The 23,333-nt window shown below is 40.4% G+C and carries 23 protein-coding genes and 3 pseudogenes; 18 read left to right on the top strand and 8 right to left on the bottom strand.

The annotated features are described in order from the left end of the window. Positions 1-147 precede the first annotated feature (147 nt). Positions 148-828, top strand: coding sequence for an aspartate/glutamate racemase family protein (locus tag AC2CGA_RS15110; protein WP_103695294.1), 681 nt, complete (start codon positions 148-150; stop codon positions 826-828). Positions 829-934: 106 nt separating this feature from the next. Here AC2CGA_RS15110 and AC2CGA_RS15105 read toward each other — a convergent pair whose 3' ends face one another. The 3 genes from AC2CGA_RS15105 to cotR form a co-directional block, all read right to left on the bottom strand. Beyond that, entirely contained in the window at positions 935-1,504 is a 570-nt protein-coding gene (locus AC2CGA_RS15105; protein WP_003156130.1) for a DUF2812 domain-containing protein, read from the bottom strand. Next, a complete protein-coding gene (locus tag AC2CGA_RS15100) occupies positions 1,491-1,808 on the bottom strand; it encodes a PadR family transcriptional regulator (RefSeq protein ID WP_014416988.1) in 318 nt (105 codons plus the stop codon). Before AC2CGA_RS15100 ends, AC2CGA_RS15105 begins: the two co-directional genes overlap by 14 nt. A gap of 250 nt (positions 1,809-2,058) precedes the next feature. Then, positions 2,059-3,027, bottom strand: coding sequence for a sporulation hydrolase CotR (gene cotR, locus AC2CGA_RS15095; RefSeq protein WP_165625877.1), 969 nt, complete (start codon positions 3,025-3,027; stop codon positions 2,059-2,061). Between the two features lie 203 nt (positions 3,028-3,230). Here cotR and AC2CGA_RS15090 point away from each other — a divergent pair, with 203 nt between their 5' ends. Next, positions 3,231-3,707 carry a DinB family protein gene (locus AC2CGA_RS15090; protein WP_024084927.1) on the top strand — a complete coding sequence of 159 codons (477 nt, stop codon included), beginning with the start codon at positions 3,231-3,233 and terminating at the stop codon, positions 3,705-3,707. A gap of 105 nt (positions 3,708-3,812) precedes the next feature. Here AC2CGA_RS15090 and AC2CGA_RS15085 read toward each other — a convergent pair whose 3' ends face one another. Continuing rightward, positions 3,813-5,009: a diaminopropionate ammonia-lyase gene (locus AC2CGA_RS15085; protein WP_014304418.1), complete on the bottom strand. Its 1,197-nt coding sequence runs from the start codon at positions 5,007-5,009 to the stop codon at positions 3,813-3,815. Positions 5,010-5,150: 141 nt separating this feature from the next. On the opposite strand from AC2CGA_RS15085, the gene AC2CGA_RS15080 reads away from it, so the two are divergent. The 4 genes from AC2CGA_RS15080 (at position 5,151) to AC2CGA_RS15065 (ending at position 8,931) form a co-directional block, all read left to right on the top strand. Beyond that, complete coding sequence (locus tag AC2CGA_RS15080; protein WP_003156122.1) at positions 5,151-5,816, top strand: GntR family transcriptional regulator; 666 nt, start codon at positions 5,151-5,153, stop codon at positions 5,814-5,816. 138 nt (positions 5,817-5,954) lie between these two features. Continuing rightward, on the top strand, positions 5,955-6,332 hold the full coding sequence (locus tag AC2CGA_RS15075) for a RidA family protein (RefSeq protein ID WP_003156121.1): 378 nt from the start codon (positions 5,955-5,957) through the stop codon (positions 6,330-6,332). A gap of 77 nt (positions 6,333-6,409) precedes the next feature. Continuing rightward, positions 6,410-7,720 carry an SLC5/6 family protein gene (locus tag AC2CGA_RS15070; protein ID WP_024084930.1) on the top strand — a complete coding sequence of 437 codons (1,311 nt, stop codon included), beginning with the start codon at positions 6,410-6,412 and terminating at the stop codon, positions 7,718-7,720. 50 nt (positions 7,721-7,770) lie between these two features. Further along, complete coding sequence (locus AC2CGA_RS15065; RefSeq protein WP_072588288.1) at positions 7,771-8,931, top strand: M20 aminoacylase family protein; 1,161 nt, start codon at positions 7,771-7,773, stop codon at positions 8,929-8,931. Positions 8,932-8,970: 39 nt separating this feature from the next. Here the strand turns inward: AC2CGA_RS15065 and AC2CGA_RS15060 are convergent, their stop codons facing one another. Beyond that, entirely contained in the window at positions 8,971-9,867 is an 897-nt protein-coding gene (locus AC2CGA_RS15060) for an AraC family transcriptional regulator (RefSeq protein WP_003156118.1), read from the bottom strand. A 126-nt stretch (positions 9,868-9,993) separates the two neighbouring features. On the opposite strand from AC2CGA_RS15060, the gene AC2CGA_RS15055 reads away from it, so the two are divergent. The 7 genes from AC2CGA_RS15055 to AC2CGA_RS15025 all read left to right on the top strand — a co-directional run bounded on the left by AC2CGA_RS15055 (position 9,994) and on the right by AC2CGA_RS15025 (position 17,748). Next, positions 9,994-11,241 carry an allantoate amidohydrolase gene (locus tag AC2CGA_RS15055; protein ID WP_484480221.1) on the top strand — a complete coding sequence of 416 codons (1,248 nt, stop codon included), beginning with the start codon at positions 9,994-9,996 and terminating at the stop codon, positions 11,239-11,241. A gap of 233 nt (positions 11,242-11,474) precedes the next feature. Further along, positions 11,475-12,863, top strand: coding sequence for an aminotransferase-like domain-containing protein (locus AC2CGA_RS15050; protein WP_003156116.1), 1,389 nt, complete (start codon positions 11,475-11,477; stop codon positions 12,861-12,863). A gap of 92 nt (positions 12,864-12,955) precedes the next feature. Further along, entirely contained in the window at positions 12,956-14,254 is a 1,299-nt protein-coding gene (locus AC2CGA_RS15045) for an MFS transporter (protein WP_349686294.1), read from the top strand. A gap of 331 nt (positions 14,255-14,585) precedes the next feature. Beyond that, positions 14,586-14,834: an NUDIX hydrolase gene (locus AC2CGA_RS15040; RefSeq protein ID WP_095324161.1), complete on the top strand. Its 249-nt coding sequence runs from the start codon at positions 14,586-14,588 to the stop codon at positions 14,832-14,834. A 363-nt stretch (positions 14,835-15,197) separates the two neighbouring features. Next, the gene (locus AC2CGA_RS15035; protein WP_094247208.1) at positions 15,198-15,383 is read left to right on the top strand and encodes a hypothetical protein; all 186 of its coding nucleotides are present in this window, start codon (positions 15,198-15,200) and stop codon (positions 15,381-15,383) included. A gap of 312 nt (positions 15,384-15,695) precedes the next feature. Continuing rightward, on the top strand, positions 15,696-16,022 hold the full coding sequence (locus AC2CGA_RS15030; RefSeq protein WP_014304424.1) for a hypothetical protein: 327 nt from the start codon (positions 15,696-15,698) through the stop codon (positions 16,020-16,022). Positions 16,023-16,401: 379 nt separating this feature from the next. Beyond that, positions 16,402-17,748, top strand: a complete 1,347-nt coding sequence (locus AC2CGA_RS15025) for an FAD-binding oxidoreductase (RefSeq protein WP_003156110.1) — start codon at positions 16,402-16,404, stop codon at positions 17,746-17,748. An 81-nt stretch (positions 17,749-17,829) separates the two neighbouring features. Here AC2CGA_RS15025 and AC2CGA_RS15020 read toward each other — a convergent pair. After that, a pseudogene (locus tag AC2CGA_RS15020) lies at positions 17,830-18,133 on the bottom strand (VOC family protein). 194 nt (positions 18,134-18,327) lie between these two features. Between AC2CGA_RS15020 and AC2CGA_RS15015 the strand changes: the two are divergent. Beyond that, positions 18,328-19,269 (top strand): cation diffusion facilitator family transporter, encoded by a 942-nt coding sequence (locus AC2CGA_RS15015; RefSeq protein ID WP_043866859.1) that lies wholly within the window; start codon positions 18,328-18,330, stop codon positions 19,267-19,269. 63 nt (positions 19,270-19,332) lie between these two features. Beyond that, positions 19,333-20,370: a flavin-containing monooxygenase gene (locus tag AC2CGA_RS15010; RefSeq protein ID WP_069473167.1), complete on the top strand. Its 1,038-nt coding sequence runs from the start codon at positions 19,333-19,335 to the stop codon at positions 20,368-20,370. 445 nt (positions 20,371-20,815) lie between these two features. Here the strand turns inward: AC2CGA_RS15010 and AC2CGA_RS15005 are convergent, their stop codons facing one another. Further along, complete coding sequence (locus AC2CGA_RS15005) at positions 20,816-21,157, bottom strand: YxeA family protein (RefSeq protein ID WP_003156104.1); 342 nt, start codon at positions 21,155-21,157, stop codon at positions 20,816-20,818. A gap of 173 nt (positions 21,158-21,330) precedes the next feature. Between AC2CGA_RS15005 and AC2CGA_RS15000 the strand changes: the two are divergent. Continuing rightward, positions 21,331-21,578: pseudogene (locus AC2CGA_RS15000) on the top strand (GNAT family N-acetyltransferase); the annotation flags it as partial. A gap of 93 nt (positions 21,579-21,671) precedes the next feature. Here the strand turns inward: AC2CGA_RS15000 and AC2CGA_RS14995 are convergent. Continuing rightward, positions 21,672-21,925, bottom strand: a pseudogene (locus AC2CGA_RS14995) (hypothetical protein). Positions 21,926-22,169: 244 nt separating this feature from the next. Here AC2CGA_RS14995 and AC2CGA_RS14990 point away from each other — a divergent pair. Together AC2CGA_RS14990 and AC2CGA_RS14985 are read left to right on the top strand one after the other, a co-directional pair. Further along, complete coding sequence (locus AC2CGA_RS14990) at positions 22,170-22,964, top strand: dihydrodipicolinate synthase family protein (protein ID WP_003156098.1); 795 nt, start codon at positions 22,170-22,172, stop codon at positions 22,962-22,964. A gap of 143 nt (positions 22,965-23,107) precedes the next feature. Continuing rightward, a complete protein-coding gene (locus AC2CGA_RS14985) occupies positions 23,108-23,311 on the top strand; it encodes a hypothetical protein (RefSeq protein ID WP_003156096.1) in 204 nt (67 codons plus the stop codon). Positions 23,312-23,333: the final 22 nt, after the last annotated feature.

Genomic DNA, 23,333 nt, shown 5'->3' with positions numbered 1-23,333 from the left:
TATCTTTTTTAAAGCCCTTTTTCAATTAATGAAATGATAAAATAGGAGAAGAAAGCCAGAAAAGAAATGAGAGCAGATTCAGATGAGAAACACAAGAACAACTCATCGTGATCGTATTCGTACACATTTTTACAGAGGAGGACAATTATGATTGGAATACTGGCAGGAATGGGGCCAAAATCTACTGGGCCATTTGTAGATAAAGTCGTAGACGAGTGCCAAAAAATATATGGAGCAATACATGACACGGATTTTCCACATATGATGATTTATTCCTGTCCGACACCTTTCTACATGAATAAACCTCTCAATCATACGGACATGGAAAATGCAATTATTAAGGGTGCTGTAAAGCTTGAAAAAACGGGTGTTGATTTTATTGCCATCCCATGTAATACCGCACATCTCTATTTTAATCAAATAAAAAAATCGATTTCAGTCCCTTTACTGAACATGATTGATGAAACCATAAAAAAAATACCTAAAGGCTCAAAAAAAGCAGCTCTTTTAGCCACCGTTCCTACGGTTCAATCCGGAATATTTCAAGAAGCGTTAAACAGAGAAGGTTATGATTTTTTACATCAAGATAGTTGGCAAATCTATGTCGATCAAATAATAGAAAAAATTAAACAAGGTCAAATCGATGAGGCTGGTACATTATATGATGAATTACACCATGACTTAGCAGAAAAGGCTGATACGGTTATCATTGCATGTACGGATTTAAATATGGTCACGGACCAAAAAAGAAGCAGACTTACTATTGTTGATTCATCAGCCTGTCTCGCTCAAGCCATTGTAAATAAGTATGTATCATTAACAAAATAAGTCATCTGATTTATCAGCAAATTCAGGGCGCTTTTTTTCCTTTAAAGCGCCCGGCTTCGGCAGATGCATGATCCTCAATTACTTCTTTGAATGTAACTTCCCCGTGTTATTGTTCTTTTAACATTGAATACTTTCGATACGTTTTATAGAAACTGCAGCCAAATAGAACAGCCATAAGGGCGGGAAGCGACCTCAACAGGGCAAATGGAGTTTCAAATAAAAATGCTTTCCAAAACATTGCGCTTTCCATACTCCACAGACCTTCAGTTAAATATAAACCCGAATCCTTGTAAATCAAATAAGAATAAAACAAGCACAGTAAACCAAAACAAGATGAAAACCCCATTAGTCTTTTATAATAATTACTCTTTGATTGGCGATCCGAAAAGATTTCATTTTGATCATCATTTTCTTTTTGCCAATACCGAGTTCCGCTAAGCCATGGGCTGTTTATATAAACCCAGCCGAAGTCTTCATAGATTTCTTTGTACTCTTTAAATTTTTTCTTTGATAAACAATCTTGATAATCCAGTCTCATCACATATTTTTTGTCGGTTTTTTCGAAAGTGTATATTCCTAATCCGCTGATATTTGTACAGCGATAGCCTTTTTGTAGTTGCTCGTTCAGCCATTGCTCCTCTTTTTCAATATCAAAAAACATCTTAAATTTCTTCATTCGATTCACTTCCTTCGTGCAGGGATAAAATATGCAGTAACCTGTTTTGTTCCATCTTCAAAATGGCGCTTCCTTCCGCAGTTATCATATAAACCTTTCTCCGGCCTGATTCTCCAACAGGCTCAATCCAGCCATGCTTATTCAAATTTTCAATCGCGCCGTATAATGTGCCGGCTGCTAAAATAACAGTTCCGTTACTCATCTTTTCTATCTTCTGCATGGCGGCATAGCCATGAAGCGGCTCACGCAGAGCTAATAAAATATAATGCATGGTTTCAGACAGCGGTAATAATTTATGTTTCATATCCTCATCCTCTATTCAGTTCGACTATATAGTTAAACTTAATACAGTACAACTGAATAGTCAATGGCCTTTTCAAAATTTGTAAAAGGAACTTGAAAATCAAATCTAAAAGTCGCTTTCTTTACGTAATGGGAAGCGACTTCTGGGGCAGTTCTATTCAATAAATGGCCCGATTGAACGCATTAAAAATACCAAGGGTTTGAGTCCCTTGGTATTTTTTGTTCATTGTATGATGATGTAAACTTCTTTCTTATTTAGCGCTGTCGTTCCAGTTTTTCTCTATAAATGTATTCGCAGGCTGTAAGTTGGTTTTGTTTGCAATTTCAATGACAGCGGGAACCACGGAAGGTTCTGTTTTGGAGAAGTTAGGAATCCGCGGATCTAACCGGAAAAAGCGATCTCCCAGCAGATTCGCGCTGACCATGGATTCATAGTAGCCATTTCCGCCGGAGATCATCTGAAGAAATGGCAGTAAAGGTTCATTAGGCGACCTGTCCAAAAGGACTCCCCAATTTGGAGGAAGGTTCTTCAGATTTTCGGGACGTATGTTATCCGCACTTACCATTCCCCATCCCCTCGTATCTCTTCTTAACCGAGTCGGGGCTTCACCTGTACCGATGGATAGCGCCGCAATTTGATCCAATGGCACGTTGGCTTTACCAACCGCAAACGCGATACTGGCCGTACTGGGGTTCGTTGCCACTACATATCCGTCCACGTAGTTTTGATAGGCGCGCTGTGTCGCGGGAGCACCGCTGCTCCGCAGTATGACATCACTCACTTTCTCATTTAAATAGGGAGAGCCGGGAAAGTTGTGAAATAATACGGGCGTCCAACGATCCAGTGCCGGGGAGTATAATTTGAATGAAGGGACAACAATTCGTTTTCTTACATCTTTAAGACGAAGGCCTGGCGGGAAAAAGTTTCGTACCGCTTTAATAAAACCGGAATAGGGTAATTGCTGATTAAAAACAGGTCCGCCCGGCCGGGAAGTGCTGAATGCGGGCAGGATTTCATCCTCAAAATACTGAAGTGTTTCCTTCGGAGATCTTCCGCTTGCTAATGCCAGGGCAGTAAATGAACCGATTGAATTTCCCGCAAATACATGGGTTCGGCTTATTAATGCCGGATTTTCTTCAGCCAGTCTGTTCAATAGTTGTAAACTTAAAGCACCTAAGGTACCGCCCCCGTCAAAGGTCATGATCCGATATTTTGCCAAAGCTGATTTCTCCTTTCTGATGAAAACTATCATTCAGTATATGTTCAGCCAGAGTCTATTGTATGGATGAATGAATATCTCCTTATCTTAAAAATAGTTTGATTATCAATCCGGCGAGTCGGGAAAGGATATGTTTTTTATTTGAAGAGGTTTTTTCCGGGAAGAAGGAGAATTATTATTTAAAAATAAAAGGGGGAAAATACTTGAATACAATTGACCTTATTGTTTTACATTTTGAAGAGGTAAGACGGCGAAGCATCAAGTTATGGACAGCTGTACCTGAGGAAAAAATGGACTGGCGCCCGGATTCCGAAGCCATGTCGTGCAAGGAAATGATAAGACATGTATTAGAAGCGGAATTTCTTTATCATCAGATTTTAATGAAAAATATGAGTGAGTTTTCAGAGGAAACTATTAATCCTTATGAATCAAAAACGTTTACCACAGTAAGCGAAGAATTAGAATTTGCAAAACCGTATCGGGCCGCGTTTTTGACATTCATCAAATCGTTAAGCGAAACAGATTTAACAAATATAAAGATTGACAGGTCTGATGTTGGATATATTCGCGAACTGGGAGACATGTTATTAAGAATCGCTTACCATGAGTCTGTACATACGGGTCAGCTTTTAGACTACCTCAGAACTGCTGAGGTTGACAGGCCTTTAATTTGGGACTAGTTAAATGATTGAGTTTTACACGGGAAGGGGAAATAACGGAAGCCTTAACTTCACCCAAAGTTAAGGCTTTTTATAAATTGTTAAAACAAACATGTTGCCGTTGTTTTAATGATCTGTTCCCCAAACCGCTTTCCGATAATTTTCCGGATCAGTATCACCTTCTGTATTAATGATTAACACATTAGATGACTGATCTAATTCTAATTTCTTCTTTATCTGTTCCATTGAAGTATTTCTACTTAACTCATGCAGCAAACCTAATGGTACGGAACCTGACTCACCAGAAATAATCTTTGGATCCGAATCAATAGGATTACCCAATATTCTCATCCCCAATGCGCTTATCTTGTCATTACAGGAAAAGAAATAATCACTGCTTGTTCTCAAAATGTTCCAACCGAATGGGTTGGGTTCGCCGCAGGCAAGCCCAGCCATCATTGTAGAAAGATCACCGTATACTCGGACAGGTGATCCAGAGGCGCTTTGGGCTGACTGGTACAGACAATTTGCGCTTTCGGGTTCAACTATGGAGATTATGGGCTTATTCCCGCTTTTTACATTTAATAGGGAAGCTGCCATTGAAGCAGCGAAAGATCCCACTCCAGCCTGAAGGATAACATGACTGATTGTATTGAAGAAATCTTCATTTTGTTTGTATATTTCTGCAATAATTGTTGTATATCCTTGCATGATAGAGAGAGGAATTTGCTGGTATCCTTCCCAAGCCGTATCCTGAACTAAAATCCAATGATGTTTCTCAGATAAATCTGCCGCCATTTGAACAGTGTCATCATAATTTAAATCTGTAATGTACGCATCAGCACCTAAATGTTTAATGGCTTCCAATCTCGCGGGAGAAGAACCTTTCGGCATATATACCTTTGCTTTCTGTCCAAAAAGAGAAGCCGCCCATGCCAGTCCCTTTCCGTGATTACCGTCGGTAGCTGTAGCAAATGTAGCAGAAGGAGCGCTTTTTACAAGTTCAACCAATTCGTTAAAATGAATGGAATTAAGGTCGATTTTAAGTTTTTCACAATAGTAAGAAGCAATCGCATATGAAGCACCCAAGCTTTTAAAAGCATTAAGGCTAAACCGTTTAGATTCATCTTTGACATAAAGACTGTTTATGCCGAGATATTGTGCGAGACCTCTTAACGAGTGAAGCGGTGTTGCTTGATAGCCGGGAATGCCGGAATGAAAATGAAGCGCTTTTTTTGTTTCCTCTGCAGAGAAATAGGAAGATTCCTGAGGTAACGTATCAGATCTGAAATGATTCGAAACCCAATCAATATTCGCAAACAAATTTCTTCACCCTTCCAATATGTGATATATCACATTATACATGGATCGGAATGTAAAGCAACTCTTCTTTTTCGCAAACGATATACTGAAATGTGGTATATTACATGTAAAATGATGTTTTAAAGAGGTGGAAACGTGACAATGAACCAACAGCACCAATTAAAACGAACATTTATGAAAGTTGAAGCTTATCAGTTTCTGAGAGAGTGGATTATAACAGGTAAGCTTGAGCCGGGAGAAAGACTGAGAAATCAAGATCTATCTGAGACACTCGGAATCAGCCGCACGCCGGTCCGGGAGGCGCTGCTTCAGCTTGAAAATGAAGGTCTTGTCATAACGAAAGCCAATCGGTGGACAGTGGTAGCACCTATTGACCTGGAAAATGCGAAAGAGGTTTACTCGGTCGTTTGGTCTCTCGAGTGTCTCGCTTTTGAACAGGCACTTTCAAGATTTACGCAAGATCATATAGACGAGATGGAAAAATTAAATAAGCAAATGAATGCAATCATGGAGATGGATGATAAGGTAAAAGCGCTGGAATTGGATAATGCCTTTCATCAAAAGATCATTGAAGTCTCAAATAATACTGAACTGCAGAAATTACTGCAAGGACAAAAAACGAAAATACAGAGAATTGAAATTCGGTATTTCAGTCAAAATCACGCAATGAATGCATCCTGCAGTGAACACTATCAAATATTAGACGCAATGAGGAATAAAGATCTTAAACAAGGACTGAATGCCATAAGGAGTAATTGGGAAAACAGTCTGACTCGAATCATTTTAAACAGCCAATTAAAAGCCTGACAACTCGTCAGGCTTTTTTGTATGAATTTTTCATTTGACTAATATGAGATATGTGATATATTACTCTTAACTGAAAGCAATTCAGTTTTTTATGAAGAATATTTTGAATCTTATATCAATAAGGAGAAGGTGATTATTATGTTAAAAGCAGTTTTCACAGAAAAAGCACCAAAAGCGATCGGACCTTATTCTCAAGGCATTAAAGTACAAGATTTTTTATTTTTATCAGGACAGCTTCCTGTTAATCCAAACACGGATGAAGTTCCGGCTGATATTAGGGAACAAACGATTCAAGTTTTAAAAAATATTGAATCCATTCTGAAATCAGAGGATTTAAAAATTGAAAATATAGTGAAAACGACTATTTTTCTTAAAAATTTAGGTGATTTTCAAGCTGTTAACGAGGAATATGGTAAATATCTTGGAGACCATCGTCCTGCGAGATCCACAATTGAAGTAAGCCGGTTGCCTAAAGATGTACAGATTGAAATTGAAGTCATCGCGTATTCCGGATAAATATATACGAGTGAAAAGCTGCCCGGCTTCATGGTAATTCGTGATATTCCAGAGCATGACATTCTTTTTTCGGGAGGATAAATATGTCTATAGAACAGGATGTGGATGTGCGGTGCCGGAGTTCTTCATCGAATAATGCCTCTTATGAAGATCCGGCTAAATGGTGCAGGCAAAATACAATTTGGGTCTTAGGCCTGTTTGGCACAGCAATAGGCGCGGGCGTGCTTTTTTTGCCAATTAATGCGGGAATAGGGGGCATTCTGCCTCTGATGATCATCACTGTTCTGGCTTTTCCGATTACGTACTTTTCTCACAGAGCTTTGGCCAGATTTGTTTTATCAGCAGGTTCTGCAACAGACGGGATTTTAGCGGTGACAGGAGAATACTTTGGAGCGAAAGCAAGAAGAGTATTCACTGTCATTTATTTTCTTGCGATTTACAGCATCCTGTTAATGTATTCAGTTGCCATTACAAATACAGCTCAGAGCTTTATTGTGAATCAAATGAACATGTCAGAGCCGCCAAGGGGTTTAACTGCCGGATTTCTGATAGCAGGATTACTATTTATCGTGCGTTTTGGTCAGGATGCGGTCATGAAGACTATGAGTTTGTTAGTTTATCCATTTATAGGTTCGTTATGTTTGATGGGGATCTATCTGATACCTAAATGGAATACAGCCATTTTGGATGTCACACACTTATCATTATCCGGATCAGGACAAGGGATGTTCATGACGGTATGGATGACATTCCCTGTCCTGGTGCTTTCATTTAATCATTATTCAATGATTTCACCATTCGTTGTAGCTCAAAGGCAGTGTTATGGAGACAAATTTGCTGATGATAAATGTGCTCAAATACAAAAATACAGTTATATATTGATGATACTTACTGTTTTATTTTTTGTATACAGCTGTGTATTCAGTTTGTCGCCGGCAGATCTTGCTATGGCAAAGAAACAAAACATCTCAATTCTCACTTATCTCGCCAACCATTTTCATTCAGTGTTTATTGCTTGTCTTTCCCCGATTATCGCATTTGTCGCAATTACGAAATCCTTTTTAGGACATTATATAGGAGCCTACGAGGCCATGCGGGATATCATTGTTGAGGTTTTTCCATCAAGAAATAATAAGAAAAAAACAGATTTTATCATTCTGTTTTTTATGTTTGTCACTTGCTGGCTAATAGCTTATATCAACCCAAGTATTCTAGGCATCATTGAAAGCATCAGCGGACCGATAGGGGCTGTTATTCTATTGCTGCTCCCTATGTATGCCATTCGTAAGCTGCCAGTATTAAAAATGTATCGAAATAAAATCAGTAATGTTTTTGTTACGATTATTGGTGTCATCACTGTTTCGGCAATTATTTTTGCTTTATTTTAATTATTTTTTGTAAACGCTTTCTATTTAATGTTTATATTGGAGTGGTCTTTATGAATGATATCACAATGAAAGATCAATTAATAAAATGGAGACATGACCTCCATATGATACCTGAAACAGCTTTTGAAGAACACATGACCTCAGCGTATATTGCTGAAGAATTAAAAAAAATGGGAGTAAGCGTTTGTTCGGGTCTGGGCGGAACAGGTATAGTCGCCACCTTAACAGCGGGAGAAGGATCAAAGGTTATAGGAATCAGAGCGGAACTGGACGCATTACACTTCACTGAAGCAGCAGATCATTCGTATGTGTCTAAAAATAAAGGGAAAATGCATGCCTGCGGTCATGACGGACATATGGCAATCCTTCTTGGGACAGCTAAAATATTGAGTGAAAGACAACATTTTAACGGCACCGTGTGTTTTATTTTTCAACCGGCGGAAGAACCGGGCAAGGGTGCGAGGGCTATGATTGAGGATGGACTTTTTGAACAATTTCCGCTCGATGAAATTTACGGATTGCATAATATGCCTGGATTGCCGGCGGGTACTTTTGCAACCCGCCCCGGGGGAATTATGGCCGGTGAAGATAACTTTGTCATCCGGATTAAAGGAAAAGGCGCTCATGCAGCCCGCCCTCATATGAGTATTGATCCATTGGTCATAGCGTCGCAAATTATTCTCGCCTTACAGACTATTGTGTCCAGAAATTTAGATCCAAGCGTTCCTGCCGTTATATCCTGTACGGAAATCGTAACAGACGGGGTGAGGAATGCGATTCCGACTTATGTGGAAATCAAAGGTGATACGCGGAGTTATTCTCCTGACATCCGACGTTTTCTCGAAGAAAAAATGAGGACTATCAGTGCCGGGATTTGTGAGATGCATGGTGCGGAGTGTCAGTTTGAGTATACACATGAATTTGCTCCAACGACGAATTGGGAAGAATATGTCGGGTTTACTGTTGAAGCTGCTGCCAAAACAGCCGGAAAAGAGAATGTCACTTCTAACATAAATCAGATGATGATTTCAGAAGATTTCTCGGCTTTTTTAGAGAAGGTTCCCGGTGTATTTGTTTTTCTTGGCAATGGGGATGAGCATGATCAAAAGGGCCATATTCCATTACACAGCCCGTCATATGATTTTAATGATGACATTCTTTTAACCGGTGCAGCGTATTTTGCGGAATTAGTTAAAATTCGCTTATCCTAAAACACATGAAACAAAGAAAAACAGCAATTACTGAATCAGTCAGTGCTGTCTTTCTTTGTTTTTTTGTTTTTTATAAGCCAGCGGCGTCATCTTCATGGCATGTCTGAACCTGCTGATGAAATAACTTGTGCTGTTAAAACCAACTTGATAAGAAATGTCTGTCACACTCGCATCTCTTTGCTGCAATAAATATAAGCTTTTTTGAATTCTGTAATCTATAACGTAGTGTAACGGAGAACATTTTAAAAAGCGCTTGAAATAGCGGCAGCACTCAGAACGGCTTAGCTGCCCGGCTTTCGCAATATCCTCCAATGTGATTTTTTCAGCATAATGCTGATGGATCCAGCTCAGCATATTCTTCATCCTTTGGTTCTTCAACCATTCTGTTTCGATACATTCAAGGTGGAAGCAATTGGCGATTAAGTGTTTCCAAACAGACGTAAGTTTCATCGTGATATCTATTTCATAAAAGGGTGATTTTTGCTCGATGCATTTGTGGATCTCTAATACAGCATTCAGAATATTTTTTTCTAAAGGGTCGTCTGCGTGGATATATAAGTAAGGGACATTCGTTGCGTGAATCAAAGGTTTTACATAGGTCGTGTAGAGTTCCTGTGATAAAACGAAATGCGGGGAGACATTTAAACAGATATAAAGACAATCTGAACTGCCATGCTCCTTTGTCATATGCAGGCAGCCGCTGTTAATAAACAGCCCGTCGCCTTGACGGACAACCACCCATTCCTCATTTACTTGGAACAGCGCTTCTCCTTTTATTATAAGCACGAATTGAATTTCATCATGCCAATGAAGGGGAATATATCCGTGCAAATGGTTCTTAATGGTTTTTTCATAGCAAGCAACCGGCATAACAATTGTATGGTGTTTCGTCAAATCTTGCAGACTGTCATCCATCAGAAAGTTTTGCGTTTGCATGTTAAACACCTCAATATACTTATATTTTTAAATCCAATATTGGTATTAAGATGATGAATTCTTATATATCATAACATTATTGTTATATCTATGAAGCGATTGACTCAGTACAGGGAGGAATGCAAAATGGCATCTGAACATGTGAACCTTTACATTAATTCTGAACGTTTACTCAGCCGTCTTAAGGAGCTTGGTGAAATCGGACGTGACCGCAATGACAGACTCACAAGGTTAGCTGCTTCCGATGAAGATAAGGCGGGACGGGACTTATTGGTAACATGGATGGAAGAAGCAGGCTTAGAGGTTATGATTGATAAAATCGGAAATATTTTCGGGGTATGGTACGGTTCTGATCAGAATAATGATGCGCCCATTATGATCGGCTCTCATATCGACACGGTCATCAACGCGGGTATTTACGATGGATGTTACGGGGTTATTTCGGGACTTGAAGTCATAAACGCTTTAAAGGAGTCCGGCTTCAAACCGGAGCGTCCGATTGTCATGGCGGCTTTTACCAATGAGGAAGGTGTGCGATATACTCCAGATATGATGGGATCACTCGTATTCGCCGGAGGACTTTCTTTAGAAAAGGCGCTTCAGACCCGCGGTACGGATGGGACGAAACTGGGTGAAGAACTTAAACGTATAGGATATGAGGGAACAGAAAAGCCCGGCTTTTTAACACCGCACGCCTTTATTGAGCTTCATGTTGAGCAGGGGCCGATTTTAGACAAAACAGGCATTCCGGTCGGTGCCGTTGAGAATTTGCAAGGGATTTCCTGGCAGCGTATAACGGTTCAAGGCGTTTCAAATCATGCCGGGACAACTCCGACTGATATGCGTCAGGATGCCGGGCATGCAGCCGCACAAATCATAACGTATTTGCGCAAACGTGCCAATATGTCTAACGGCCAAACTGTCGCCACGGTCGGAACAATCAGTTTTGAGCCAAATGCTATCAATGTCATTCCATCATTGGCAGCACTTACAGTTGATTTGCGAGATCCGGACGAAAAGAGACTTCAAGAAGAAGAATCAGCACTGGACGATTACCTGAAAGATTTGGAAGAGGCTGAAAACGTATCTATCACATCTGAACAATTAGTCCGTTTCAATCCCGTTGTATTTGATAAAAACATTGTTGCATTAATTGAGCGGGCTGCCAATAAACGCGGACTGGAGTCAAAACGGATGACATCCGGTGCCGGGCACGATGCACAAATGATGGCCCGCATCTGTCCGACGGCTATGATTTTCGTTCCCAGTATAGAGGGGATCAGCCGTAATCCTGAAGAATACACGAAAGATCATGACTTGGCTGCAGGTGTCAATGTATTATTAGATGTCGTTAGTGATCTTTCTTCTAACTAAGGAAACGGGAACATCAAGGAATACAAATCGAGATAAAGAGTGAAGATAGAGAGTGTCGTACAGAAAAGCCCTTCTCATCATTGATATCTCTGATGAAAGTTCAATTTTTCCCGGCGTATCAATCATGCCAAAGGTTTAACCGCCTTTGGCTTTTTTTATGTCAACTTTTGCGTCTGTTAAAATTGTTTTATAAACGGTGTGATCATATAATTGAATGAAAAAGGATGCATATCATGCCGATCAATTCTTTTGAAAACTATCCGATGAGCTGGAAGCCGGCGATTGATAAAACGGAAAAACCCATTTATAAAGCGATTGCAGAGAAATTAGAACAGGATATATTACAAGAAGTTTTATTACCCGGAACCAAACTGCCTCCTCAGAGAGAACTGGCTGATTTTTTGGATTTAAATGTAAGCACCATTTCAAAGGCTTTTAAAGTCTGCGAGTTAAAGGGTCTGCTGAGTGCCTCTGTCGGGAGCGGGACATTTGTTGCTTATGATGCGTTATCGAATGCGTATCTGCTGGAGGATACAAAGCCGAAGCATCTGATTGAAATGGGGGCGACGCTTCCGGATCAGGCTTCTTATGAGCCGCTGCTGCTCCAGCTGAAAAGTATGCTGCAAGAGGAAGATTATGAAAAGTGGTTTGGCTATGGCCGGACGGGTGAAAGTCTTTGGCATAAAGATGCGGCTGTTAAGCTGATTCGAAGAGGCGGATTTGAAACGTCCGTTGATCACATTTTATTTGCAAACGGCGGGCAAAATGCGATTGCCGCGGCATTGGCGAGTCTTTGTAAACCGGGAGACCGCATTGGAGTTGATCACCATACATACCCAGGCTTGAAAACGGCCGCTTCAATGCTGAGTGTGCAAATTGTGCCGATCAAATCAGAGAACAATGAAATGAGCCCTGTCTCATTTGAGTACGCATGTAAAAATGAAAATATTAAAGGCATCTACCTCATCCCGGATTATCATAATCCGACAGCGTCCTTTATGTCTGTTGAGAATCGAAAAATGATCGCGAAAATCGCAAAAAAATATAACCGATTCATTATTGAAGATGCCTCGTACCATCTTCTTGGCAAGAATCCGCTTCCGGCAATCGCATCATTTGCACCGGAACAGGTCATTCACATTGCCGGTTTATCAAAATCACTGGCACCAGGGTTAAGGATGGCGTATGTCGCCGTCCCGAGTCAATATAAGGAGCCGATTTCAAAGGCGCTTTACAATTTAAATATAACCGTTTCCCCGCTGTTAGCAGAACTCACTGCACGCACAATCGTATCGAATCAATTTGAAATCTTAATTGACAGTCATCGTGAACAGACTATTCGCAGAAACAAAATGGTCGATCAATATTTAAACGGCTATACGTGTGCAGGTGCTGAGACGGGAATCTTTCGATGGTTGCTGTTACCCGGAAATATGACAGGTGCTGCATTTGAAAAATCAGCCGCACAGCATGGAGTGCAAGTATACGCGGCTGAACGTTTTGTCGTCGGGAACAGTTGTCCGGAAAGGGCTGTAAGGGTGTCTGTCTGTGCACCGAAAACGCTTGGGGAGCTTGAGCAGGGACTGCTGATTCTTAAACGCCTGCTGGATGAGCTTATCTAATATTGTCCGCCATACAATTACTATATTGTATGGTTTTTTTGTGCGTGTTATGATAATCCAAATCTGTTGAAGGTTATAGAAAGGCAGGTCGGATTATGCTTCACAAAGACAGTGCAAAAGGGTCAGATACTCAATCGGCATTATTGGAGCAATTCATAGGTTCTTCTGATAAACAAAAAAGATTATATAAGCGTACTTTGTTTGTCGTCAGTCTTTCACAAATTTTCGGCGGCGCAGGGTTGGCGGCCGGAGTGACTGTCGGTGCGCTTATTGCACAGCAAATGCTTGGTACAGATGAGTTTGCCGGTGTGCCCTCTGCTTTATTTACCTTAGGATCAGCAGGCGCCGCGTTATTTGTGGGGAGGCTTTCTCAGCGTTACGGCCGCCGGACAGGTCTTTCAGCCGGATTTATGATTGGCGGACTGGGAGCGATAGGAGTCATCATTGCGGCTATTTTAAATAGTGTGTTTCTGCTGTTTGCTTCTTTGATTATTTATGGTGCGGGAACAGCGACAAATCTGCAGGCCCGTTATGCGGGTACGGACTTGGCAAATCATAAACAGCGGGCGACTGCTGTCAGTATGACTATGGTTTTTACCACATTCGGTGCCGTTGCAGGCCCGAATTTAGTGAATGTAATGGGGAACTTCGCTCGCTCCATTGGTGTTCCGTCACTGGCGGGTCCATTCATTTTAGCGGCGGCAGCATATATGTTGGCAGGTGTTACTCTTTTCATCATGCTACGTCCTGACCCTTTAGTCATAGCAAGAACAATAGAAATGGCCGGCCAAACACCTGATGATAGAGGACAAGTGACCGCCGACGAACACACAGAGAACAAAAAAGGTATTATTGCGGGTGCGGCGGTTATGATTCTTACTCAAATTGTAATGACTGCTATTATGACAATGACACCGGTCCATATGAGACATCACGGCCATGGCTTAGGAGCGGTAGGTCTTGTTATCGGTTTTCATATAGGCGCCATGTATCTCCCTTCTTTGGTGACAGGTGTGCTTGCGGATAAATTAGGCCGTACTGTAATGGCTGTATCTTCCGGAATGACGCTGCTTTTGGCAGGGCTCATATCAGCATTTGCACCGGGAGATTCTATGATTCTTATGGTCATTGCTCTGTCTTTGCTCGGGTTAGGATGGAATTTTGGTTTGATAAGCGGAACGGCACTGATTGTTGATTCAACTGAAACGTCAACACGGGCTAAAACCCAAGGTACTGTGGATGTTTTGATTGCGTTGTCCGGAGCCGCCGGCGGAGCATTGTCCGGAATGGTCGTAGCAGGTGCCGGTTACCTGACATTATCACTTGGCGGAGGGATATTATCGTTATTATTAATTCCGGTGGTGATATGGTCGCTTGGAAGTAAGGAATAGTATCTTATGTTTAAAAGCAGTGCGAGGCTCCCGTGGTTGAAAAACCCATGAAGCGTAAGTCCTCCCGGCTGCATCTCAATGATACCAAGGGTGTAACGGCCTTTGGTATTTTTTATGTTCTCTTTTATTTTTAAAGTTTACTCTTATTTGCTCTGCTCAATAGACTGTCGTTTTTAAAAAAGGTTCTAAAACGATACAAATGATGCGTTTGAACGGTTGTAAGTTTGATGTATTACAAAAAAATAGCTGTTATATCCCTTTATATTCTTTGTAGTAAATATACGGAAAATAAATAAGCGGTTAAAAAATATTTTTAGTAAAGGAGAGTCATGTGGAAGAAGTTAAAGTTGTATACGCATTGATCAGAAATGAGTTCAATCAGATAGTAATGGCAGATAATCATGAGGGGCATTGGTCACTTCCGGGCGGAAAAGTTGAGCTTAATGAAAATCTAATAGAAGCAGCTGTACGTGAGGTATATGAAGAAACAGGGCTGGAAGTTGAAATTGGGAATATACTAGCTGTTAATGAAGCGAAATTTATAAAGAGAAATCATCACGCCATATATTTTTTCATTTGAAGCAAAAGTTACAGGAGGGAAAGAAGGGATTAAAAATGCTCAAGAAATATTGAAAATAGAATGGGTTGATATTGAACAGGCAAGTCAACGATTGCCTTATTACACCGAAGGGATTAAAAAGCTTATGAAAGGAAATGCGCTGTATAACAATCAGGGAACAATATACTGATAATCCCGTACTTTGATTAATGGTTGTGGAGGGTGAAGGGGTAAGGTACTCGTTCTTCAAGGAAAAAACAAAATAGTAATAATGATTTTTACTTGAACGACACTTAAGAATAATTTAAGGTTAAATATTGAAAAAATTTGTTAATATTATAATACATTGTTTGGAAATGTAATCTTTTATAAGGAGTTTTCTAATTGCGTTGGAGTAAATGGTTCAATATTTTTTGCATAACAGCACTGGGATCAATATATGGCTATAAATTGTTTACTAATCAAGAAGTCAGTACGGCTCGTGTAAGCATAGCTGCTGCTATTATCTTGTGGAACATTGTCGGACTTTTTAGCAAAGAACCAGTAAAACAAACACAGCAAGCAAACTAAAAGTCAAAAAACACTTTCCAATCGTTCAATAAAAAGTTGGTACAGAAGGATGCTGCAGCGTGCAGCATCCTTTTTATCATTTTTACAAAAAAACCAAGGGTTTAACCCCTTGGTTTTTTCGTAGTCTCCCTTTTACGCTGCTTAAGATAATCGTCAAAATCATTCAAGTTTCATGCAGGCATCCAGATTCTGTTGCAATGATAAATGAAAATTGCCCTAAAAATGTGCCGGTTCATCAAAATATCAGTCCAAGCTGCAGTTCTTTCTTTACATAGTATGTAGAGATTAAAAAACGAGAGAAGGAGTGGCGTAATGTATTATAACGAAGGTGACGATCAACAGTACGTCCAGAAGAAAAAGCCATACAACGAGGCCTGTGACCTTGGCCATGATTTTGATATGGCGGACGACGATGCAAGAGCGGAAGCGGCAAGAGAAGCAGAAGCGAGAGCCAGAGCGGAAGAAGCCATAGCAAGAGCGGAAGAAGCAAGAGCCAGAGCGGCAGAAGCAGCAAAAGCAGCAGCTGAAGCAAAGGTAGAAGCGGCAAAATTAGCAGCCAAAGCAAAAGCGAAATGTAAAAAACGTCATAAGAAAGAGAAAAAACATGATTGCAAACGTAAGCACAAGAAGAAAAAATAAGAGCTTTTCATCATGTAAAAGATAAGATTCAATGTGTATTGATTTTATCCGTACAGGGGTGCAAAAACGATAAAGAAAAAGATTCTTGTCGGGGGATCAAACAGAAAGATTGCTCAGCAGAACCACGCATGGCAGGGCAAACATAATGTTCTATGGACTTCCATAGTTTGGTCGGGATATCACGCCAATAAATGTAAGTGCCTATCATGGCAGGAGAGACAAGAGTTTCGGCAGCTTGCCGCTCTTGTCTTTTTTTTGTTTTTTTCTCATCTTCGCGTATAGGTATCTATTTTTAAGTTTGCAGAACATCTGTCTAAGAATTTGTCCAATTCCTACATATACTGGTATCGGAATCAAATGCTTATTGGGAGTGAAATAGATGGGATCAGCACAGTTAACGGGACGCGTCATCTTCAAAGGGGACCCCGGCTATACAGAGGCGGTTAAGAATTGGAACCCTTATGTTGATGTCTGTCCGCTTGTCTTTGTTTTTGCGCAAAATTCATACGATGTAAGTAATGCTATTAAATGGGCTCGTGAGAAGAATGTGCCTTTGCGTGTCAGAAGCGGCCGCCATGCTCTGGATAAAAATCTTTCCACGGTAAGTGATGGGATTGTTATTGATGTGAGTGACATGAATAACGTTTTCTTAGATGAAAAAAACGCGGTGGCAACCGTTCAAACCGGCATTCACGTCGGCCCGCTTGTAAAAGGTTTAGCTCGGGAAGGTTTTATGGCCCCGTTCGGAGACAGTCCAACCGTCGGAATCGGAGGAATCACGATGGGAGGCGGATTTGGAGTGCTTTCACGATCGATCGGCCTGATAAGTGATAACCTTCTCGCACTGAAAATGGTAGATGCCAAAGGCAGGATCATTCAAGCAAATCATTCCCGCAATGAAGATTTACTGTGGGCTTCCAGAGGCGGCGGAGGAGGCAATTTCGGATATAACACCCAATATACGTTCAAAGTTCACCGTGCCCCTAAAACCGCAACCGTCTTTAATATTATTTGGCCGTGGGAACAGTTGGAAACGGTATTCAAAGCGTGGCAAAAATGGGCGCCGTTTACAGACGAACGATTAGGATGCTACCTTGAGATTTACAGCAAAGTAAATGGTTTGTGCCATGCGGAAGGATTGTTCCTCGGGTCAAAACCGGAGCTGATTCAATTATTAAAACCTTTATTAAATGCCGGAACGCCGGCACAAACAGTAATCAAAACACTATACTATCCGGATTGTATAGATTTCTTAGATCCTGATGAACCGATTCCCGGCAGGTCTGATCAGAGTGTTAAATTCTCCTCGGCGTGGGCGCTCAATCTTTGGCCGGAAGAACCTATTGCAGTAATGAGACAATTTTTAGAAAAAGCGACTGGGACAGAAACCAATTTCTTTTTTATCAATTGGGGCGGTGCGATAAGCAGAGTTCCAAGCAGTGAAACAGCCTTCTATTGGCGCCGTCCGTTATTTTATACGGAATGGACGGCCAGTTGGAAAAATAAATCACAAGAAGCTTCGAATCTTGCATCAGTTGAAAGAGTGCGTCAGCTGATGAAACCATATGTAACAGGTTCATATGTGAATGTTCCGGATCAAAATATTGAAAATTTCGGAAAAGCATATTACGGCTCAAACTTTGCAAGGCTTCAAAGAATAAAGGCGAAATACGATCCCGAAAATGTATTCCGTTTTCCGCAAAGCATCCCGCCATCGTATAAATAGTTTGATCGTTGTGGGAAACAAAATAAAAAACACACCAGAACATTCAGGTGTGTTTTTATTGTTGCTATAAAAGTTGATTATTCACTTATATTCCCAGTGAGGATGCCAAACAATTTCCCACAAGTGCCCGTCAGAATCTTGGAAGTGACCGGCGTATCCGCCCCAAAAAGTATCATGAGCGGGAGCAGTTATCGTAACGTTTGATTCATGTGCGATGTCTTTGCGGTCCCAGAGGGCAAGTTTCAGTCCCGTTTGCAAGTCGTCCAAATCTGTACCGGCTGTTCCTTCTGTATTCTGTAGGCAGACCCAAGCCATCCCGATAGAAGTGCAGCGATTTTTCTAAATTATCTGCGCCTAAAGTAATTACTGTAATCCGCGGCTTCATAGCAATGCAACCTCCCAAGCTAAGCTAATGATAAGAAACATTTTCATTGAAAATATTTTGACATTTCAGTAAAGAACCTATATATTCATATATGAGCACATAATCATATAAGATTATTTTTGTGTCCGTGTTAGAATGCTTCATAGCAGAAAAGAAATAATAAATACAGTGTATTAGATAAGGAGGAGATTTTTATGGGTCACAATCACAATCACGCTGGCGGATCCAATAAGAAGGTTTTATTGATCTCTTTTATCATGATTACAGGTTATATGATAATAGAAGCGATAGGCGGATTTTTAACCAATAGTTTAGCGCTTTTGTCAGATGCAGGCCATATGCTGAGTGATTCAATCTCATTAATGGTTGCTCTGATTGCTTTTAAATTGGCCGAAAAAAAGGCAAGTCATCATAAGACATTCGGCTACAAACGATTTGAGATTCTTGCAGCTGTGATCAACGGTGTTGCATTAATATTGATTTCCCTTTATATCATTTATGAAGCAATTAAACGTTTCTCTCATCCGCCGGAGGTAGCAACAACCGGCATGCTGACGATAAGTGTCATCGGGTTAGCTGTGAATATATTGGTCGCTTGGATTATGCTGAACGGCGGAGATACAAAGAATAACCTGAACATTAGAGGGGCTTACTTACATGTGATAAGTGACATGCTCGGATCTGTAGGTGCCATACTGGCTGCGATCCTTATCATCTTCTTCGGGTGGAGCTGGGCAGATCCAGTGGCCAGTGTCATTGTGGCTATTCTTGTGCTGAGAAGCGGTTACCATGTGACGAAAGACTCCATTCACGTATTAATGGAAGGAACTCCGGAAAATATCGATGTCACTGACATCATTCATACAATTGAAGAGACAGAAGGAATTCAAAGCATTCATGATTTGCACATATGGTCTATCACAAGCGGATTGAATGCTCTTTCCTGCCACGCTGTTGTTAACGATCAGCTGACCATTTCTGAAAGTGAAAGTATTTTACGCAAAATTGAACATGAACTTGGAGATCAAGGCATTACACATGTAACCATTCAAATGGAAACGGCAGCGCATAATCACGACAATACGATTCTTTGTCAGGCCCAAACTGAGAATCCGCGTGACCATCATCATCATTAAAGGAGGAGATAGGGACTCACTTTGTCTGCTGACAATTAAGATAAAACCGGAGGGGGGATTCATATGTACGACACGATAGTAATCGGAGCCGGTCAGGCAGGAATCTCAGTAGGATATTATCTAAGAAAGTCGAAACAAAAGTTTATCATTTTAGATAAAAGTCATGAAGTGGGGGAAAGCTGGAAAAACCGGTATGACTCATTGGTCTTATTTACTTCTCGAATGTACAGCTCTTTGCCGGGAATGCAGCTTGAAGGAGACCAGCATGGACTCCCTTCAAAAAATGAAATTGCTGCTTATCTGAAAAAATATGTTGAAAGATTTGAAATCCCGATCCAATTACGGACAGAAGTAATAAGTGTCCAAAAATTAAACAACTATTTCTTAATTAAAACAAACCGGGAAGAATATCAAACGAAGAATCTGGTGGTGGCCGCAGGTCCTTTTCATACCCCTAACATTCCATCAATATCAAAGGATGTAGCCGGTCATATTCGTCAATTACATTCTTCACAATATAAACATTCAAAAAAACTGGCGCCTGGGAATGTACTGGTAGTCGGCGGCGGGAATAGCGGGGCTCAGATAGCTGTTGAGTTATCCAAAGAAAGAGTTACATATTTGGCTTGCAGTAAAAAACCGGTTTATTTCCCTTTATGGATTGGAAAAAGAAGCATCTTTTGGTGGTTTGATAAATTAGGAGTTTTACAAGCAAGTCATACATCAATATTAGGCAAGTTCATTCAAAAGAAAGGCGACCCCATATTTGGGTATGAATTAAAACATGCAATAAGACAGAAGAAGATCATCTTAAAACAAAGAGTCATAGCCGGAAAGCAAAATGAAGTCATTTTTAAAGATTCATCTTCATTAGAAGTAAACAATGTTATTTGGGCAACTGGTTTTAAGAATCCGCTTTGGTGGATGAAAATAGAAGGTGTTTTGGATAAGGAAGGCCGAATTATACATCACCGGGGTGTTTCAGCTGCGGAGGGATTGTACTTTATTGGTTTGCCTTGGCAGCATAGGCGAGGTTCAGCGCTGCTTCAAGGTGTAGGAAATGATGCTGAATACATTGTAAAACAAATGAACGGCGGATAGACTGTGGAGAGCAGTAACTTACGGGTTTACTGCTCTTTTTTGTGTTGAATAAGTCCATCAGTGCAACTATTTTAGTCCGCGCATATTCAGTTTGAACTAAATGGATTCACATGGAGCGCGTGCTTCACTCCTCGTTCAGACTCTCTAATTTAATTCTTCAAGTAAAAGTCGAAATAGCTCAAATAACAAGAAGTTAAAAAACTGCAAACCCCGCCGTATACGTATCCGCCCACTATAGAGTTCATTAATTACTTGGGACCATAGAAGAATTGTCAATGTCACTTCCGATAGTTGTAACCAGCCAAAAAAAGAAAATGGGGAGGGTGTGCTTAATTTGCACAATCTTTTATGTAGAAGTGGCCCAAGGAGCCATCCTGCATTTTGCATTCGATTGAACCTGTCGTAAAAAATTGAGAGCAGACTTAAATATCTGCTCAACTCGCTGTTATTTCTCAATGTTGAATCGGTCTTTGATCTTTTCAGGCAGTTTCTCGGCCTTAATAGCTTCAGATTCTCCGGTATAACCCTCATAGCTCCTCGGAACGCGTACAATGTCACCTTCTTGATAAGGCTTTTCAACAAAGAAAGAAACCATCTTTTTCTTACCTTTCTCGTTATACCCTTCTAAATTGTAAACGTAGTTGCTATTATTTTTGTTTTTTTCCGCTTTTCCGTGAATTTGTACGTAATAATCGCTTTCCAGCACGGCGCCTTGATCAGCGCAGCCTCCTAATATGAAAACCGATAGGCAGCCTAATATAATAATGAAAATGCTCATGTTTTTCATTCTTCATCACTCCTTTTATATTTCTTATTCTAATGAACACTGCATATCGAATAAATGCGGATACCTTACACTTACCTTACTTTTTTGTAAGAATTCCTGATATAAAAGATAATGATTCAGTTGCAGAATAACAAATAATGGGTAAATGCAATCTCGTTTGGAAGGAGACTGATATGATCATTAAAATGACTCCATTTTTTAATATGAAAGAATTCAATAAACCAAACAACCATTTGCTGTTTCAAGGAGAATTGCACCTGCATTTGAAAGCAATGTGTGGAATATACCGAGGAACGATTTGCTGAACCTTATGTTAAGAAAAATGAAGATGATGATGTCAGTTACGTTGAAGAAGAGGGGAAAGCGGTCTTTTTTTTATTACAACTGCGCCGGCCGGATTAAGATACGTTGCAAATGTAATAGCGATTTTTTGTCTGACCATTTTAATTGATTGGCAGTCAGTGAAAATAGACATTTGTAATGAATTTATCGTTGCTCCTCCTAATAAGCGGCTTTAACTGCCAAGTTTCTGTTTCTCTTCATACCATTTGCGAAGCTGATGAATATGAGCTTGATGATATCTATTATGGTCTGCCATATGCCATATTCCCCATTGAATGGTTGATGATTTGGTCCTTTATAATCAATCTCCTGCTGTGACATGTCTGACACAATGGATATTAAGCGGCTGTCATTTTCATTAACGGCAGAATACAGCGTTCCCACAAGATGATCCATGTGCGTTTCACCTTTTAAATCTAAAATCATTAACCCCACCTCATTAGCACAATTTTTATATCAGTTTGCCTTATTACTCATATTTGTCAAGCCATCCGGGGAATGGGCCGCTGTAAGACGAAGCTATGAAGCAGGCTCTCTTTGCCTGCTTTTTTTGTGTGTCGGCTTTACATCTGACATGTTGCGTTATCTGAAACTGTACCTTTTTAAATGTCAGACAGTGTTATATGATACTCTGCAGATATTCAAGAATATGTACTTGGAGGACATTCTCATGCGAAATTTTAATGTTGCTATCCCTACGCCTTTTCATGAAGATGAAAGTTTATATTTAGAAGGATTTGATGCTATTGTCGAACATTTGAAAAACAGCGGTATCCATTCGTTACTCATATGCGGCACGACTGGTGAACAGCATTCACTCAGCATAGATGAGCGTCTTCAGATCATTGAGTATGTTAATCAGCGAAAATTTGAAGATGTTGAACTGATGTTCGGTGTTTCAGCCGTAAGAACCAGTGATGCCGTCAAACTGATGAAACACATCGAGAAAACCAATATTGATTCTGTACTGATTGGTTTTCCTCCTTATATAAGACCGACACAGCAGCAAGCCGTTTATTACGTTGACGAACTTCTCAGTCATACCTCTAAAGAGGCTGTGCTTTATAATAACCCCGGCCGGACCGGTTTTAATCTGAGTGAGAAAGCGCTTAAAGACTTAATAAGCCGGCATCCCGGGATAAGGGGGCTGAAAGAAGGAGGAGACGTTCTGCGTCATAAACAAACAGAGTTCCCTGATCACTTTATTTTGTTTGCGGCAGGAGACGTTGAATTTCCGAAGATGCTGAGTAACGGGTGTAACGGCCTGTCAAGCATGGCCGGAAATGTCTATCCTGAAGAAATCAGAGAAAGCTTCAGCAGCTTATCAGAAAATAAACCGATTAATCTGGATCGAATAAACGATCTGATTGCTGAAGTGACAAATCATCATACTGTCATGAATATAAAAAATCACTATAAGAAGATTGGGATTCAAGCAGGCAGCTGCCGGTCACCCATTATATAAGAAATGTTCCGTCGCGGATAAGTGAAACATGTGATCAGCGCGCTTTCTGTACTTGGATTAGGCTTAATAAGCAAGTTTTATAATACTGTCATTAGCGGGGGCGTAAGCATTTGTTTAACTTTACATAAGGGAACCCTTATGATATGGTGATTATTGTTAATATTGACAAGAAAGAGGTGAAAGCGATGATAACGATTTATGGAATTTTGTATGGTGAAAATGCAAAAATTGGAAACATCTTGGCGGATAAAGGGAGCAGTCTGTCCTTTTTTAAGCCAAATCATCATACAAAAACAGTTATCGGTGCTTTTTCTCTATGTCAAATAAACGATAATCCAATGACATAATGTCCTTGTTTATTTGTGCATG

Source organism: Bacillus sp. SYZHCR11 (assembly GCF_057196865.1).
Note: the sequence above shows the minus strand (reverse complement) of the source record. Positions and strands in the feature narration are given on the sequence as shown.

Bases quoted from the DNA above. Each gene is read 5' to 3' on its own strand.
- AC2CGA_RS15015 (WP_043866859.1), top strand. From the start codon at position 18,328: ATGGGTCACAATCACAATCACGCTGGCGGATCCAATAAGAAGGTTTTA.
- AC2CGA_RS15100 (WP_014416988.1), bottom strand. From the start codon at position 1,808: ATGAAACATAAATTATTACCGCTGTCTGAAACCATGCATTATATTTTA.
- AC2CGA_RS15055 (WP_484480221.1), top strand. From the start codon at position 9,994: ATGGCATCTGAACATGTGAACCTTTACATTAATTCTGAACGTTTACTC.
- AC2CGA_RS15080 (WP_003156122.1), top strand. From the start codon at position 5,151: ATGAACCAACAGCACCAATTAAAACGAACATTTATGAAAGTTGAAGCT.
- AC2CGA_RS15065 (WP_072588288.1), top strand. From the start codon at position 7,771: ATGAATGATATCACAATGAAAGATCAATTAATAAAATGGAGACATGAC.
- AC2CGA_RS15005 (WP_003156104.1), bottom strand. From the start codon at position 21,157: ATGAAAAACATGAGCATTTTCATTATTATATTAGGCTGCCTATCGGTT.
- AC2CGA_RS15025 (WP_003156110.1), top strand. From the start codon at position 16,402: ATGGGATCAGCACAGTTAACGGGACGCGTCATCTTCAAAGGGGACCCC.
- AC2CGA_RS14985 (WP_003156096.1), top strand. From the start codon at position 23,108: ATGGTGATTATTGTTAATATTGACAAGAAAGAGGTGAAAGCGATGATA.
- AC2CGA_RS15050 (WP_003156116.1), top strand. From the start codon at position 11,475: ATGCCGATCAATTCTTTTGAAAACTATCCGATGAGCTGGAAGCCGGCG.
- AC2CGA_RS15110 (WP_103695294.1), top strand. From the start codon at position 148: ATGATTGGAATACTGGCAGGAATGGGGCCAAAATCTACTGGGCCATTT.
- AC2CGA_RS15010 (WP_069473167.1), top strand. From the start codon at position 19,333: ATGTACGACACGATAGTAATCGGAGCCGGTCAGGCAGGAATCTCAGTA.
- AC2CGA_RS15105 (WP_003156130.1), bottom strand. From the start codon at position 1,504: ATGAAGAAATTTAAGATGTTTTTTGATATTGAAAAAGAGGAGCAATGG.
- AC2CGA_RS14990 (WP_003156098.1), top strand. From the start codon at position 22,170: ATGCGAAATTTTAATGTTGCTATCCCTACGCCTTTTCATGAAGATGAA.
- AC2CGA_RS15030 (WP_014304424.1), top strand. From the start codon at position 15,696: ATGTATTATAACGAAGGTGACGATCAACAGTACGTCCAGAAGAAAAAG.
- AC2CGA_RS15060 (WP_003156118.1), bottom strand. From the start codon at position 9,867: ATGCAAACGCAAAACTTTCTGATGGATGACAGTCTGCAAGATTTGACG.
- AC2CGA_RS15075 (WP_003156121.1), top strand. From the start codon at position 5,955: ATGTTAAAAGCAGTTTTCACAGAAAAAGCACCAAAAGCGATCGGACCT.